14 protein-coding genes are annotated in these 15,059 nt (G+C 38.9%); 6 read left to right on the top strand and 8 right to left on the bottom strand.

Annotated features, from left to right (window positions below):
* Nucleotides 1-12: 12 nt before the first annotated feature.
* The 4 genes from ACE1B6_RS14240 to ACE1B6_RS14225 all read right to left on the bottom strand — a co-directional run bounded on the left by ACE1B6_RS14240 (nt 13) and on the right by ACE1B6_RS14225 (nt 6,640).
* Nucleotides 13-3,378 carry a glycosyltransferase gene (locus ACE1B6_RS14240; RefSeq protein ID WP_413257897.1) on the bottom strand — a complete coding sequence of 1,122 codons (3,366 nt, stop codon included), beginning with the start codon at nt 3,376-3,378 and terminating at the stop codon, nt 13-15.
* A gap of 2 nt (nt 3,379-3,380) precedes the next feature.
* On the bottom strand, nt 3,381-4,265 hold the full coding sequence (locus ACE1B6_RS14235) for a class I SAM-dependent methyltransferase (RefSeq protein ID WP_413257896.1): 885 nt from the start codon (nt 4,263-4,265) through the stop codon (nt 3,381-3,383).
* A gap of 23 nt (nt 4,266-4,288) precedes the next feature.
* Nucleotides 4,289-5,719 carry an ABC transporter ATP-binding protein gene (locus tag ACE1B6_RS14230; RefSeq protein ID WP_413257895.1) on the bottom strand — a complete coding sequence of 477 codons (1,431 nt, stop codon included), beginning with the start codon at nt 5,717-5,719 and terminating at the stop codon, nt 4,289-4,291.
* Nucleotides 5,720-5,794: 75 nt separating this feature from the next.
* On the bottom strand, nt 5,795-6,640 hold the full coding sequence (locus ACE1B6_RS14225) for an ABC transporter permease (protein WP_413257894.1): 846 nt from the start codon (nt 6,638-6,640) through the stop codon (nt 5,795-5,797).
* A 467-nt stretch (nt 6,641-7,107) separates the two neighbouring features.
* On the opposite strand from ACE1B6_RS14225, the gene petP reads away from it, so the two are divergent.
* The 6 genes from petP (at nt 7,108) to ACE1B6_RS14195 (ending at nt 11,289) form a co-directional block, all read left to right on the top strand.
* The gene (petP, locus tag ACE1B6_RS14220) at nt 7,108-7,305 is read left to right on the top strand and encodes a cytochrome b6f subunit PetP (RefSeq protein ID WP_413257893.1); all 198 of its coding nucleotides are present in this window, start codon (nt 7,108-7,110) and stop codon (nt 7,303-7,305) included.
* A 9-nt stretch (nt 7,306-7,314) separates the two neighbouring features.
* Nucleotides 7,315-8,481 carry a Get3/ArsA fold putative tail anchor-mediating ATPase NosAFP gene (locus ACE1B6_RS14215; RefSeq protein WP_413257892.1) on the top strand — a complete coding sequence of 389 codons (1,167 nt, stop codon included), beginning with the start codon at nt 7,315-7,317 and terminating at the stop codon, nt 8,479-8,481.
* Between the two features lie 21 nt (nt 8,482-8,502).
* A complete protein-coding gene (chlG, locus tag ACE1B6_RS14210) occupies nt 8,503-9,546 on the top strand; it encodes a chlorophyll synthase ChlG (protein WP_413257891.1) in 1,044 nt (347 codons plus the stop codon).
* 132 nt (nt 9,547-9,678) lie between these two features.
* Nucleotides 9,679-9,951, top strand: coding sequence for a hypothetical protein (locus ACE1B6_RS14205; protein ID WP_413257890.1), 273 nt, complete (start codon nt 9,679-9,681; stop codon nt 9,949-9,951).
* A 4-nt stretch (nt 9,952-9,955) separates the two neighbouring features.
* On the top strand, nt 9,956-10,318 hold the full coding sequence (locus tag ACE1B6_RS14200; RefSeq protein WP_413257889.1) for a cupin domain-containing protein: 363 nt from the start codon (nt 9,956-9,958) through the stop codon (nt 10,316-10,318).
* 98 nt (nt 10,319-10,416) lie between these two features.
* Complete coding sequence (locus ACE1B6_RS14195) at nt 10,417-11,289, top strand: ChaN family lipoprotein (protein WP_413257888.1); 873 nt, start codon at nt 10,417-10,419, stop codon at nt 11,287-11,289.
* Nucleotides 11,290-11,538: 249 nt separating this feature from the next.
* On the opposite strand, the gene ACE1B6_RS14190 is transcribed toward ACE1B6_RS14195, so the two are convergent.
* The 4 genes from ACE1B6_RS14190 to ACE1B6_RS14175 all read right to left on the bottom strand — a co-directional run bounded on the left by ACE1B6_RS14190 (nt 11,539) and on the right by ACE1B6_RS14175 (nt 14,899).
* A complete protein-coding gene (locus ACE1B6_RS14190) occupies nt 11,539-12,063 on the bottom strand; it encodes a Uma2 family endonuclease (RefSeq protein ID WP_413257887.1) in 525 nt (174 codons plus the stop codon).
* Nucleotides 12,064-12,076: 13 nt separating this feature from the next.
* On the bottom strand, nt 12,077-12,427 hold the full coding sequence (locus ACE1B6_RS14185) for a hypothetical protein (protein ID WP_413257886.1): 351 nt from the start codon (nt 12,425-12,427) through the stop codon (nt 12,077-12,079).
* Nucleotides 12,428-12,503: 76 nt separating this feature from the next.
* The gene (locus ACE1B6_RS14180) at nt 12,504-13,316 is read right to left on the bottom strand and encodes an inositol monophosphatase family protein (protein ID WP_413257885.1); all 813 of its coding nucleotides are present in this window, start codon (nt 13,314-13,316) and stop codon (nt 12,504-12,506) included.
* Nucleotides 13,317-13,459: 143 nt separating this feature from the next.
* The gene (locus ACE1B6_RS14175; protein ID WP_413257884.1) at nt 13,460-14,899 is read right to left on the bottom strand and encodes a BCD family MFS transporter; all 1,440 of its coding nucleotides are present in this window, start codon (nt 14,897-14,899) and stop codon (nt 13,460-13,462) included.
* Nucleotides 14,900-15,059: the final 160 nt, after the last annotated feature.

Raw genomic sequence — 15,059 nt, 5'->3', positions numbered from 1 at the left:
TGAAATTATTCCTTACTTCAGCTTTTGCAATGCTTTTTTAATTTTTCCGAATATCCCGCTTTGGGATTGACTAGTAATTGCTCGCGCTTCTTGCAATTCGGCTTGAGTATTGCGAAGTTCGGCTTGAGTTTGTTGCCATTCCCCTTGCATTTGTTGCAACTGTACTTGATTTTGTTGCCATTCCCCTTGTATTTGTTGCAACTGTACTTGATTTTGTTGCAACTGTAACTGTACTTTTTCCCATTCAGTGTAAATCAACCTGGTTTGGGCTTGAGATTGTTCCCAAGCAGCATGAATTAGCCTGATTTGTTCCTGGGCTTGTTCCCAAGCTAGATGAGTTTGTTGTAACTGGGATTGAGATTTTTCCCATTCGGCATAAATGTTTTTAATTTCTAACTGCGCTTGTTCCCATTGTTGATGAACTTGTGTTGTTTGCGAGTGAGATTTTTGCAATTCAGCATTAGTTTTTCGCAATTGTTCTTGTGCTTCTTCCCAAGCAGTTTGAATCCGCTGTACTTGGGCTTGTGATTCTTTTCCTGCTGCTTGCGTCTTTTCCCATTCAGTTTGAATTTTTTGTAATTCAGATTCGGCTTTTTCCCATTCGGAATGAGTTAAGCGCAGTTCTTTTTGTGCGGCTTCCCAAGCTGTTTGAATTTGCTGTAACTCTTTCTGGGAAATTTCCCCGCAAGATTGCACTTTTTTCACTTCTGCTTCTGCGGCTTCCCAGGCGGTTTGAATTTGCTTAACTTGGGCTTCTGCTGCTTGCCAAACTGCTTGAATTTCCTCTAATTGTTGTCGCGCTTCTTCCCAAGCAACTTGGGCTTTCTGTAAGCGAAATTCCATGTCTTCGCTACGCAGTCTTTCACGTAATAAAGCTGCGTCTTTTTCCGCCAAAATGTTGGCGAAATTACTCTTATAAATATCCAAGTGTTTAGTAGATATATAACGCACTAACTTTTCGTGATTTTCGGGAATTCGACAAATGCTAACCATCGAATCTTCTCTGACTCGATAATCAAACATGACTTCAGGAATATGGTGGAACTTCCAGCCTTTAGCTGCTGCACCTAACCATAAATCCCAATCTTCATAACCTAATTTATCGGGTATTTTATCATCATATCCACCACAATCTATCCATAATTGTTTCCGCATTACGGCACAGGCATCAATATAGTTACCCATCGCCAGTTTATTTATATCAAAATCTGGCACGGGTAAAATATCCTTTCTTCGATCGAATAGTTGTACGTCGCTGTAAACAACTCCCACTTCGGGATGATTATCGAGAATTTCGATACTTTTGGTGAGATATTCTGGTCTAATTTTATTGTCGCTGTCTAACGGTAAAACGTAGCGCCCTCTAGCTTTACTAATTCCTTTATTTCTCGCTCTAGCTAATCCTTGGTTACTTTGGTCGATCACAAAATAACCATGATCTTTCAAATATTGTAAAACTTTTTTGGTTAAAGTTTCTGTCGAACCATCATTAACAATGATGATTTCATAAACTGCTTCTTGGCAACTTTCCACGCTGGAAATTGCCTCTAAAATAAACTCTCCTTGGTTATAGCAAGGAATCACCACGGAAACAGCAATTTCTGAGTTTTCTTCCTGAGTCAATTCTGCTGTTTCATTTTCCAATTCATCTGTTGATTTAGTTATTATCTGAGTCTGTTTCACTGCTGTCAATCCTGCTAATTCTAAAGAAAAATTATCGGGTAAATCTGCCGCTGCTTCCAATTCTGCCAACAGGCTAAAGCATTCTGAATATTTATTATAGATGTGTTCTACCACTGAACTTTGCCAAGGCAAACTGGTAAATAACCGCCAGTCGTAAATTTGTTTAAATTTGGCTTCCCAGTCGCTATCGGGAATTTGCAAATCTAACTTAGTTTTTAGCAGTTTCACTAATCTTTCTGGTTGTTCAATGATGGCGCTAATATTGACTAAAATACTTTGTTCTGAATGTTGCTGGTAAAATTTTAATAAGTGGCGGTTATAAAATGCCCAAGCTTTCAGCGCATAGTCAGGGCGTTCGGCAAAAACTAAGGAATTAGGGCGAACAATTGAGTTTAATACATCCCAAGGATAGCGATAAACAAAGATGTATTTTACTTCTGGTAATAGCTGATGCCAAAAGTCTAACATCAGGGTGGTGCGAGGATCTTTCCAACCCCAAATTCCTAATTGTTCTTTACGACTTTTGATTAACTCTTTGGCTGGTTCTATGTATTCGGAAAAGTTGCTATAATCTAAGAATTCGCTGGTTGTCCATCCCCAATCATGCCAACCAACTTCTTGACTACGGCAGGAATTTTTCAGAACTTCTCTTTGGAATTCTAAAAAGTCCAAGTCTTCAAAATATCCTTTGAGGTTTAAATAGTCTGAAGGAAAGAATCTCTTTCCTAATTTTACTCCGATCGCTTGAATAAATGAAGCTAATAATGAAGTGCCGGAACGGTGCATCCCTGTTACTATTATGGGCATTTGTTGCTCATTACCTTTATTTTTGATAAACTCTCTTTCTGGGATTTTATTTGCTTTTGCTGGTTGAGAGATGGACAAATTATTGGTAATTCCTTTGGCGAGGATTCTACTTGGTATATCGGCAGCTTGGTCTAATTCTGATAGTAGCGCAAAATATTCTGGTTGGTTGTAACACCAAAATTTTATTGCATGATCGTCCCAATTTAAACAGTTAAATATTGTCTCGTCGTACAATTGTTTGAATTTATTATCATCCCAATAATCTGTAACTTTAAGTTCTAATTTATTTTGTAATAATTCAATTAGCTTATTTGGCTCAGTTAACCAAGAATTTACATTAAAAAGTATGCACCGTTGCGAATTTCGATTAAAAAAATGAAGAATATGGCGATTATAATAAGCCCAAATTTTTAAAGCGTAATTTGGATTTTCCCCTAAAAGATTAGTTTTTACACGCTGTATAGAATTCGCTACGTCCCAAGGTAAGCGATACACAAATAAATATTTTGCCTCTGGAATTAAACTATCCCAAAAGTCAAGCAATAGGGTAGTTCGAGGATCTTTCCAACCCCACAAAAGGTAATTTTCACGACGAGAATTAATTAATTCTTGTGCATTTGTAATATATTGTTGTAACTTATGGCGATGCAAATATTCACTTTCTGTCCAACCTATTTCAGGAATGCCAAATTCTTCTGGAGGAGAGCAATTTTGGAGTAAGATACGTTGAAATTCGACAAAATCAACATCCTCAAAATAGCCTTTTACATTATCTTCAGATGCTGATAAAAGATTCTCTCCTAAATTAACTCCCATCGCTTTGATAAACGAAGCAGTGAGAGAAGTGCCTGAACGGTGCATTCCTGCTATTATCAGCGTCAGAGACATTACTAATTTCCTGTTTTTCTATGAATTAACTCGGTTTTTTCCGGCCATTTTTGGGTAGATAACGAATTTTCTACTGCTGTTACTTTCAAGGTAACTTGTTTGCCTTTGATTGCTAAAAAGGTATTGCGATCGGTTTCTTGGTTTAATCTTTTTCTTTCATAATTAATAACTGGGGGATTGTGGCATTCGTAAACTGAGGTAAAGCCAACTGTTGCCAGTAAATTATAAAGAGAATAGCGGGTAAACCAAAAACTTGTTTGATTATCTAAGGATGCCCACAAAGATTTTTCTTTCTCTTCCGGTGTGGCTGTAAAACTGTGTTCTACATAGCTGCTACCCCAATATTTCTGATCTTTATAAAGATAGCACTTTTCGGCGTTCATGCTTACGTGAGTGTCTGCGATCGCCAAATTTTCACAAACCTCTGCTACAGTTTCCATAAAATAAAACACATCGGGCAAATCTAAATGGTAAAGAATGCCCAAACATAATACTACATCAAAACTGCCATATTTGGCTTTACTCAAATTCCTCACATCATCTTGGACAAACTGAATATTATTTAAGCCCAAAACATCTTTAGCGAAATTTGCCTTAGCAATATTCGCATTTCTCCCCTCAATTCCAACTACCTCCGCCCCTTGTAACGCCAATTCAATTCCATACAAACCTTCCAAACAAGCCAAATCTAAAACCCGCAACTTTTCCCAAGGTTTATTAACAGTATCGGCAATTATTTGTAAGATTCGCCTTACTTTATTTTCCGAACCATTTCCTTGGTCAGTAATTGTGTAAACACCATTGCCCAGGTGAATGTTATGATTAGTCCATTCACCATATTGGGCAACTATTTCCTGCTGTTTGAGTTTAATAATTTCCGGTTCCATCTACCCAAGCCAAAACCCATAAATCACAAATGTTCTCCCAAGACAATTTCCACTTCTTCGGGATGTTTTTCAGTTAAATCCGAGTTGATAGTTAAACTGGGTTTAATCATCAAGTCAACAATGCCAGTACTGTAAGAGTTAACTTCTGGTTGTACCCTAAACATGGCGGCATCAATATGCCTTGATAAAAAGGTAAAATGTCCATCAACTAAACCTGCAACTCCGGCATTTAAGAAGTAAACTCCAGGGGTTAATAAACATTTGAAGTGGAATTTAACTATTACTATTGTTTCCGGTTCAACGTGATAAATTTCTTGCGAAGAAGCAGTAAAGGAAGCACCACCCAATTCTAAACCACTGACAGTTTTAATTAACATTCCAAACCGCACTTGTTCGGCAGCTTTCGTAAAGGCAACTGAGTAGGTGTAAATGTATTCTTTTCTGCCCACTAAATTATTAACAACTGTACCATCGGGCATGGTAATATGAGGATTAGTTATTTTAGCTCCTCGTGGTACATAAGAAATAGTATTTGATGGTACTAATTCAGGATCTAAAAATTCCCGAATTTCTGTTTCTATGACATTTTCCGGTGCAGTTTCACAGGTGACATCAACAACGGTTTTATTTTCGACAACCGAAATGTGCTGTTTAAAGGAATCGTAGCTAACTACATTTTGTAATTCCCGAATTTCTTCCCGTAAAGTCATAGCTTTATCTTCGGGAGCATACATTAATTTGTGATATTTATCGAGAACAAATTTCGGGTGATGAAAAAGTAACTTTTCGCCTCTATCCATTAAAATTGCCGCATCACAAATGTCAATTACGGCGCTAGCTGAGTGAGAAACAAAGAGAATTGTGCCGCCTCTAGCGCGAATTGATTGAATGCGGGAATAACACTTGCGTTGAAAAGCTTCGTCACCTACAGATAAAGCTTCATCTACAATTAAAATATCTGGTTCGACGCTGGTAGCAACAGCAAAAGCTAAGCGGACAAACATTCCGCTAGAATAGGTTTTTACTGGGTGATCGATAAAATCTCCGATATCTGCAAAAGCCGCAATTTCATCAAATTTTTCGGCTATTTCTTGGTAGCTTAATCCCATTAACTGACCGTTAAAAAATACATTTTGTCTGCCAGTAAATTCCGGGTTAAAACCACTGCCTAATTCTAACAAAGCGGCGACTCTACCGTTAACATGAACTGTGCCGCTGGTGGGGGTAAGTGTCCCAACAATAATTTGCAGTAATGTGCTTTTACCAGAACCATTGCGCCCGACAATTCCTAAAGTTTGTCCTTGGGGAATTTCTAAGTTCAAATTTCGCAACGCCCAAAATTCTTGACATTGAGCTTTCCCTGGTAATAATAACTCTTTTAAGCGATCGACTGGACGAGCATAACGCTTGAAGCATTTGGAGACGTTTTGCAGAGAAATTACGATTTCAGTCATGGAATTGCCGCTTTTATTAAAAACTAATTTTCAGTGGACAAATGAGATTTTTTTATGGTGTTTTTGCGGGAAATTTTAGAGAACATCAGCGAAGGCTGGACGCAAGCGCCGATAGACCGATAAACCGCCATAAAATACAATTAAAGAGAATAAAGAAATAATTCCCCATTCTCCTAAATGCTTGACTGTGCCGCTTAAAATTAACTCTCGATAAATTTCTGCGATCGTTGCCATTGGATTTAGCAAAAATACCCATTCTCGGAACCTTTCAGGAATCACAGTAATCGGATAAACAATGGGAGTTAAATAAAACCATAAATTAGTTAAAACTACCAAAGTTTGCGGTATATCTCGCAGAAATACTGTTAATCCTGCCACCAAATAACTTAAACCAGCAGTAAAAAGTAACTGGGGAATCCAAATTAGTGGTAACAACCAAAGGGTAAGATGAATTGTCTTTGTCGTCAGTGCCACTAAAACGATTAAAGACATCATTCCTAAAGTACTTTCCACAAAGGCAGACAAAACTGGTACCAATGGCAATAACGCCAAAGGAAATACCACCTTTTTGACTAAATTTGGTTGATTAATTACCGAATTAGCTGCTGGTACTAGTCCGCCTACCAAAGCATTCCAAGGAATTAACCCAGCAAAGATCCACATTCCAAAAGAAAGGTTATTTTCTGGTAGTCCATGCAAAGGCAATTTGACTTTCAGAACAATGGAAAAAACGTAAGTATAAATTAGCAATTGTGACAACTGGTTGAGTAGAGGCCACAAATTGCCTAAAACAGACCCTTTGTGCCGCGCCTCCAAGTCTCTTAGTACCAGCGCCCTGAGTAGATCCAATTTAGCCCGCCATAAAGGATTAATTGGCAGTTTATTGCTCAATCTTTCCGCTTTTCGGGCAACTCCTCTCATTGACCTCAGCAATACCTGTTTCCTCACTCACAATTAACACACCACACTCCGCGAAAAAACACTGATTAGTTGGTTTGGGCTTTAGTTCCTAGCCACTAGATTCAGTATTTCCTACTAAAATTAGACAGTATAACAGCGTTCCGATGGTCTAGAAAGTGGTTAAAAGAAGTATTTAAGGTTACTGCTAAGCCACTTTTCTCAACCAATGGGCTGGTCATATAACGTATTAGGGTAAGATTTTATTCAGATTTTGGCAATCGATCGGGGATTGGGGATTGGGGACTGGGTACTGGGTACTGGGTACTGGGTACTGGGGATTGGGTAAGTTTTGAGTTTTATGTCAAAGAACTTTCCTTATCCCCCCACCTCCCCACCTCCCCATCTCCCCACCTCCCCATCTCCCCTGCCCCATTGCCCTAGAAGCACAACACCTTTAGACTGTGTATGGTTCATAGATTGGAGTTGGAATGGAAATCGGTCAAAAAGTGCGGGTACGCCGTCTGAGGGATAGAGCCCCAGCAAATGTGATTGGTTGTTTGGGTAAGATCGGGACAATCAAAGAGTACAAAATGGTAGATGGCAGCGGAGTAGGTGTATTTGTCCAGTTTGAGGACAAGTTTACCACTTGGTTCTTTGAGGATGAATTAGAACCCGTAAACGCATAAGGAAGACAAATGTCCCTAATTTTGACTTTTTTGGGTAAAGGTGGTACAGGTCGCACTACAGTAGCGATCGCAGCAGCGAAAAAACTAGCTAGTCAGGGGAAAAGAGTTCTCCTGGCAACACAGGACACAAGTCCAGCTTTTGGAATGCTGTTAGGTGCTACCTTGACTCCAGAACCACAGGAACTGAGTCCCAATTTATTTGGGATTCAGTTTCAGACTTCCTTGCTGCTAGAACGCAGTTGGGAAGAAGTAAAAAACCTGGAAGCGCAATATCTGCGGATGCCTTTGCTTAAGGAAGTGTACGGTCAAGAATTGGGAGTTTTACCAGGCATGGATAGTGCTTTGGCTCTCAATGCGCTCCGGGAGTACGATAAAAGCGGCAAGTATGATGCGATCGTTTACGATGGCATTGGCGATAAAGACACATTGCGAATGTTGGGAATGCCGGAAATTCTCAGCTGGTATGTGCGGCGCTTCCAAAATATTTTTAGCAATTCGGATTTGGGAAGAACGCTTTCGCCCTTTCTACAACCAATTGCTAGTGCAGTTTTAAATATTAATCTGACCCCGGAAAATTTGCCCCAAGGTAAGGAAGCCAGTAGTCTGTTAGAGGAAGGTAAGCAAGCAATTGCCAACCCAAACAGAGTAGCGGCTTATTTAGTAACGACAGGCGATCCAAGCAGTATTGCTACAGCTAAATATCTTTGGGGTAGTGCTCAACAAGTAGGTTTAACGGTTGGGGGAGTAATTCTCAATCAAGCGATTTTGCCGGATACGGTGGTAGCGGAAATTGCTGAAAGCTTAGAACAAGTTTATGAAACCTTCGATCGCGAATCCGCAATTACTAATACCGTCACCGCGGAATTTGCTCCTTTAAAAATTAGCAGTATTCCCAGCCGTGAGGGTGAAGATTGGCAAGCTTTAATTGATGCCATGCCTGATTTTCGCACCACAGCAATGGTTCCTAAACCAACGGAAATTGACTTGACAGCAAGACAGGTAAAATTATTTTTGCCCGGATTTGACAAAAAACAAGTTAAACTCACCCAAAATGGCCCGGAAGTCACCGTGGAAGCCGGAGATCAACGACACAATATTGAATTACCTCCCCAACTGAGTGGACAATCAGTGAAAGGAGCCAAATTCCAAAACAGTTATCTAATTCTGTCCTTCTAGCTAGAAAATCTAGTAGCAGCAATGTCTGACCTCACACAACCTGAACTTACTCCAGAAAAAACCGCACAATTACCAGTAGATGTTCAACCTAATACTGAGGCGGAACTCGCGCCGAGTCGTAGTGCCAAAACTCGGCAAATGCTGGGAATGAAGGGTGCGGCATCTGGGGAGAGTAATATTTGGAAAATTCGCTTGCAACTGATGAAGCCGATTACTTGGATTCCCTTAATTTGGGGAGTCGTTTGTGGTGCGGCTTCTTCAGGTAACTACACTTGGACGTTAGAAAATGTCCTAATTGCGGCTGCTTGTATGTTAATGTCTGGGCCGTTGTTAGCAGGATATACCCAAACAATTAATGATTTTTACGATCGCGAAATCGACGCAATTAACGAACCATATCGCCCCATTCCTTCCGGGGTAATTTCGATTCCCCAAGTCATCACTCAAGTTTGGGTGTTGTTATTAGCAGGAATTGGAGTTGCTTATTTGTTAGATTTGTGGGCGGGTCATAGTTTCCCGACTATTACAGTTTTAGCGATCGGCGGTTCTTTCATTTCTTACATTTACTCTGCGCCACCTTTAAAATTAAAGAAAAATGGCTGGCTAGGCAATTATGCCCTTGGTGCTAGTTACATTGCTTTGCCTTGGTGGGCAGGTCACGCATTATTTGGCGACCTCAATTCTACAATTGTAGTTCTTACTCTGTTCTACAGTTTAGCAGGTTTAGGAATTGCGGTTGTTAATGATTTCAAAAGTGTCGAAGGTGACAGACAATTGGGTTTACAATCTCTCCCAGTCATGTTTGGAGTCACCACCGCCGCTTGGATTTGTGTATTAATGATTGACATTTTCCAAATCGGAATTGCTGGCTATCTAGTTTATATTCATCAAAACTTGTACGCCACAATTTTAATGTTGTTAGTCATTCCGCAAATCACTTTTCAAGATATGTATTTCCTGCGCGATCCTTTAAAAAATGACGTAAAATATCAAGCAAGTGCTCAACCTTTCTTAGTTTTAGGAATGTTAGTAGCTGGCTTAGCTTTAGGTCACGCAGGAGTGTAGGAAACAGTTCGTTGTAAGGACTTCAGTCCTGAGTAAGACTAAAGTCTCTACAACGAACGATGTTTCATTTCTAGCTAAATAGATAAAATGTGAGATAGTACACATTTAGTCATTTATTTGCAGTAATTAGCCGTGTTTAAACTGCTTTATCCCCTAGTTCATGCCATCCAACCCTATTTAGTACCTATCTGCTTTGTCTTAGCATGGTCGTTAGTAATTATGATTGGTTGGAGTCTCTGGTCAGCTTTTAATGATAGCGTCTCCAGAGCGAAAAAAATGCACCAAATCCCCTGTACAGGTTGTCAGTTTTTCACTGCTGACTATCGCCTAAAATGTACAGTACATCCTTCAATTGCTAACACTGAAGATGCCATAGATTGCAACGACTATCAAGCGAGAAAGTAGGTTTATGTTAGTCAGAAAATTAAGTGAGTGTGAGGAATTTATTGCTGGAGATAACACAATTTTACGAGAATTGTTGCATCCAGATAAACAACCTTTAGCATTACGTTATAGTTTAGCCCACGCCACTTTACCAGTAGGAAAAACTTCCACACTTCACTCTTTAACAACTTCGGAAGTTTATTACATTATTAGTGGTAAAGGTGAAATGCACATTAATGAAGAAACTCAGATAGTAGAATCGGGAGATGCTGTTTATATTCCTCCCAATGCGAAACAGTTTATTCATAATTGTGGCAATGAACCATTAATTTTTGTGTGCATGGTCGATCCTGCATGGCGGAAAGAAGATGAAACAGTTTATGAGTAAATTAGGGAACAGGTAGAGAGCAAAAATCAAAATATATCATTAGGTTTATCTGCGTTCATCTGCGTTCATCTGCTTTTATCTGCGTACTAAAAAAAGATATGAAACCCAACAAACTCGCCTTATTTTGCGCCTGTTTTTTAGGAATTAATTTATTTTGTGTCCCGATCGCAAACGCCCAAAAAATATCTAGTCCTGTATCCCAACAAAATTATACACCGCAAGAGTTTTTCCAGAATCTTACTAAAGCAAATGTGATTTATTTAGGGGAGACTCATACTAGTGTAGCGGATCATAAAGCGCAGTTAGAGATTATTCAACAAATTTATGGGAAAAAGCCGAAAATTGCGATCGCAATGGAAATGTTTCAGCGTCCTTTTCAGGGGGCGATCGATCGATACCTAGCTGGAAAAATCACCGAAGAAGAACTTTTAACCCAAACTGAATATCAACAACGTTGGGGTTTTCCTTGGGAATATTACGCCCCCATTCTGCGTTTTGCTAAAGAAAATCGCATCCCAGTTTTAGCTTTAAATACTCCCAGCGAAGTTACCCGAAAAGTTGCACGCCAAGGGTTAGAAAGTCTCACCCCAGAAGACAAAGAATACATTCCTCCTATTTCTGAAATTCGCACAGATAACGCCGCCTATCGTCAAATGTTATTAGATGTTTTTAATCAACATCAACAAGGTGGACATGGTGCAAGTGAAAGTTTTGAAAGATTCTTTTCTGCACAAGTGCTGTGGGATGAAACAATGGCGGAAAATATTGCTAAATTTGTCAAAGATAATCCTGATTATACAGTAATTGTGTTAGCTGGACAAGGACATTTAGTGTATGGTTATGGTATTCCCAGTCGCGTTTCTCGTCGTTTAGGTAATAGTTTAGTACAGAAAACTATATTGTTAAATTTTAATTCAGAATTTCCCTTAAAGAAAGATGGACCGATCGCAGATTTCTTCTGGTCAAATTAACAGTTCGTTGTAGGCGCTTCAGCGCGATTCCCACTTCAGTGGGAACAACGGACTATTCTTCACTATCATTAAAGTTTACTTGTTCGTAGATATCGCTGAAGTTAATTTGTAAGTTTGTTGAACTTAGTTGTATAGTTGCATTTTCTGATTCATATTCAGTTAATATCCATTTTCCATCAGGAGTTTTACCAATACTGCTCGGTTAAGAGTAGGGGCGAAGCATTCGGGCGACAATTTATGACTCAAACCCTAGATTTTCTGTCCGAATGCTTCGCCCCTACAAAGGCAAAAAATGCTTAACCGAGAAGTATTGGGAGTTTTACTATATTGCATTGCATAATATCTGGTTTGGTCAATTAAAATATATTCTTTAAATTCAGGGATCGATCGATAATAAAGAAACTTATCTCCTTGGTCATAATTTTTAGTACTTTTCGATAAAATTTCAACAATTAATGAAGCATTAGTCACTGTAGTTGTATTTGTTCCAGTGTAAATAGGTTTGCCTTCAATTACCATGACATCAGGATAAGTGTATTGACGATAGCGAGGTATCCATAGACGTACCTGAAACACATAAATATCGTAATCTTTTCCTTTTAATCCCAACTTTAAAAATGCAGCAAAATTACCTGAAATCTTATTATGATTTGTTGTTTCACAAATTATCGGTACAATTTCCCCGTCTCGATATTCATTTTTATATTCTGCTTTTGCTTCTAGTTCTAAATATTCTTCGGGGGTGTAGTAACGTTTGAGAGTTTGAACTTCCATAATTTATCACCTCTTAAGAACGGCGAAAAGCGACAGAAATACCAAAAAGAAAACCTAGTGCGATCGCCACCACTAATTTTTCCCAAGGTAGCACAAATAAAGCGACAATTCCCACTAATGAACCAAAGGACAAACCCCAAAATAGTAGCTTCATTTTGTGGGAAGAGAACTGCCATTTCTCTTCTACAGCTTGGAGAGTAATATCGATGCTATCCAAATCTTGAATGATTTTTTGAATATCCTTACCTGTTTCTCTTTCTAATCTAGCAATTGCTTCTCGATCGGCTTTTACCGGAGATACAGATAATCTGAGTAAAGCTTCTTTTAGCGGATATTCTAACTTAGTTTTTAACTTATTATTCATCACTATTTATCCTGTAAAAGCGATCGAGAACCAAAGTATTTAAACAATAAAACATTTCCCAATCCCCAGTTAACGATCACCTTTTTCCTAAAAATTCTACCAAAGGTTTAAAGGTTGGGATTAATTCTGGGCGACTAACTACTAAAGTAGGATAAGATCGATCGCCATAATCTTCTCCCTCTCGTAAAGGAAAGGGTAAATCTTCTACCAAAGTCACAAAAACGCCCCCAGCAGCTTGAACAATAGGCCAAATCCCTGCTAAATCCCACACTTTTGGAGTAGTTTCTACACCGCCTAAAGCTGCGCCAGTAGCAACAGAAAGAAAATCATAAGTTGTCACGCCTAACATTCTAATTTTGCAAGGTACAGACTTTTTCAAAACATCTGTACTGCGGGAACAAAGATTAAAAAAGTGATTATTACTCGGATTATCTTTACTAGTTTGAATGGGGATATTATTTAAAAATGCGCCATTAGATTCTTTACTTTCTGAATCCCCATACCAATAACCGTGAAAAGATTGGTTTAAATTGGGAAAATGTACATAACCAAAAATCGGCATTCCTTGATAAACTAAACCTAAAGAAATTCCCCAAATTGGAATTCCCCTAGTAAAGTTAGTTGTGCCATCAATGGGATCGATTACCCAACACCATTCTGCACCAGAAAAGACGTGAGATCCTTCTTCTGTTAAGACATCGTGACTAGGAAAATAGTCATAAATTGCATTTTGAATTTCTTGATCTGCCCATTTATCAGCTTGCGTTACCAAACTACCATCAGCTTTAAAATCCGGTTTAAGTTGTCCATAATCTTCTAACAACTTAGTACCAATTCTGGCGGTTGTTTTTTGAGCAAAATTATATATTTCTGTTTTAAAGTCAGCCATTCGATTTTAGATTTTAGATTTTGGATTTTATCCCACAGATAAATCTGGGTAATTGAACTAAGGTCAACTTAGTGATTGGTCATGGTAACTAATAATTAACCAATCACCAAATAGTTTAAGACAATTTTGGAGCAAAGTTAATTTTAGTCTAGGTCATTTTGCATGAGAGTAGCGATCGCTTCTTTAGCATTAGCGCGAAACTCTTGAACATTAACTCGACTTAATAACCAAATTGCCAGTAACATTCCCACCGCTTGCAAAGCAAAAACCAACCCATAAGCTAATACTGGTAATTGAAACAAAGTCCGACCAATATCCAAAACTGCGCCACCAGTTATGGTTGCTGTTCCCCTTGCCATTGCTTGCGACAAACCCCAAGCGCCGACAAAAGTTCCTGCCGTTTCTGCTGCGGTTAAGTCTAACATTAAACTTAGCGCCCCAGTAGTAGCAATTCCAGCAGACAAACCAAATAAAACTAATGTACCTTGGAAAACTCTAGCATTAGCAGTAAATCCAGATCCGATAATCAAAATAAAGCAAATTGCCACTAATAAACAACCAAGTTTAGTAGTCTTTTGTTTACCGAGACGAGGGACAATCAAAAAACCTGTAGCGCCCAAACTCATTAACATTCCAATTCCCCAAAAAGTGTTTAACAAAGAAGTTTGGGGAATGGATAAACCAAAAACTTCACCACCGTAAGGTTCTAAAACAGCTTCTTGCATAAATAAGCTAATTGTCATCACTAGCAAAAAGGTAAAAAATAACCCTGTTTGCCGACTTGCTGTTAAGATTTTCAGCGCCTTTCCTAAAGTAATGTTATCTTCTCTTGCGATCGAATTTGTGCGAGAAGTATAGCGAGAGTACTTTTTCTCAACCCCAAAAGTAGCGATAATTGCCAAGACTAAAACAATTGCCGGAACAACCACAAAAAACCAGCTAATTGACGATCGCAAAAGATCCAAAGAAGCATTATTTTCTAATCTTCTCAGTAAAATTTTGCTGGTAATGCCACCAACAGCAATTCCCACAGTCATCATTGACCAAACAATACCGATTAATTTTCCGCGATCGTCCTCATCAGAAACATCTACTAAAAGAGCGAAAAAAGGAGTAGAACTAATACTAGTTGCAATCCCGTAAAAAGCAAAAACTAACCCAGCTAAAGCAGTCCAACCAAGAGTAGGAATTGTCCAAGACCATCCTCCATTAGCTTGCACTAAACCACCCAATTGCCAAATAACCTGCACCCCCAAAGATAATATCAAAGCAAATAAAGCCGCACCAATCCAAACATAACCTGTACGATGGGAACCAAAGATGGTTTTGCTGTCAGACATTTGACCAAACCAAACTCTAGTTGGCGACATAAACTGAGAAATTGCTAATACTCCCGCTGTAATAGTTGCCGGAATTGCTAACTCATCAATCATGACTCGATTGAGAACTCCCAACGTTAAAACTGCCAAAATTCCCAATCCCATTTGAAATAATGCCAACCGAAACATAGTCAGCAAACTAAGTTTAGGAAGTGGTTGCTTGACTTCATTTACTTGCGGGTTAGATAAATCACCTGTTGCCATTTTTCTAAGAGTCTAATTTTTATAAGCTTACTAATCTTTAAGATAATCTCAGTTTGGGGACTGGGGACTGGGTACTAGGGACTGGGGACTGGGAAAGTTCTGACTTGTAGGGGCGGGTGAGAGCAGATAAGTTTGTAGTCACAGCAGAAGAGTTAACTAC

Origin of the sequence: Floridaenema fluviatile BLCC-F154 (assembly GCF_041929135.1) — a bacterium.
Lineage (GTDB): Bacteria > Cyanobacteriota > Cyanobacteriia > Cyanobacteriales > Aerosakkonemataceae > Floridanema > Floridanema fluviatile.
Note: the sequence above shows the minus strand (reverse complement) of the source record. Positions and strands in the feature narration are given on the sequence as shown.

Coding starts and splice junctions, on each gene's coding strand:
- ACE1B6_RS14240 (WP_413257897.1), bottom strand. CDS start 3,378: ATGTCTCTGACGCTGATAATAGCAGGAATGCACCGTTCAGGCACTTCT.
- ACE1B6_RS14235 (WP_413257896.1), bottom strand. CDS start 4,265: ATGGAACCGGAAATTATTAAACTCAAACAGCAGGAAATAGTTGCCCAA.
- ACE1B6_RS14230 (WP_413257895.1), bottom strand. CDS start 5,719: ATGACTGAAATCGTAATTTCTCTGCAAAACGTCTCCAAATGCTTCAAG.
- ACE1B6_RS14225 (WP_413257894.1), bottom strand. CDS start 6,640: ATGAGAGGAGTTGCCCGAAAAGCGGAAAGATTGAGCAATAAACTGCCA.
- petP (WP_413257893.1), top strand. CDS start 7,108: ATGGAAATCGGTCAAAAAGTGCGGGTACGCCGTCTGAGGGATAGAGCC.
- ACE1B6_RS14215 (WP_413257892.1), top strand. CDS start 7,315: ATGTCCCTAATTTTGACTTTTTTGGGTAAAGGTGGTACAGGTCGCACT.
- chlG (WP_413257891.1), top strand. CDS start 8,503: ATGTCTGACCTCACACAACCTGAACTTACTCCAGAAAAAACCGCACAA.
- ACE1B6_RS14200 (WP_413257889.1), top strand. CDS start 9,956: ATGTTAGTCAGAAAATTAAGTGAGTGTGAGGAATTTATTGCTGGAGAT.
- ACE1B6_RS14195 (WP_413257888.1), top strand. CDS start 10,417: ATGAAACCCAACAAACTCGCCTTATTTTGCGCCTGTTTTTTAGGAATT.
- ACE1B6_RS14190 (WP_413257887.1), bottom strand. CDS start 12,063: ATGGAAGTTCAAACTCTCAAACGTTACTACACCCCCGAAGAATATTTA.
- ACE1B6_RS14185 (WP_413257886.1), bottom strand. CDS start 12,427: ATGAATAATAAGTTAAAAACTAAGTTAGAATATCCGCTAAAAGAAGCT.
- ACE1B6_RS14180 (WP_413257885.1), bottom strand. CDS start 13,316: ATGGCTGACTTTAAAACAGAAATATATAATTTTGCTCAAAAAACAACC.
- ACE1B6_RS14175 (WP_413257884.1), bottom strand. CDS start 14,899: ATGGCAACAGGTGATTTATCTAACCCGCAAGTAAATGAAGTCAAGCAA.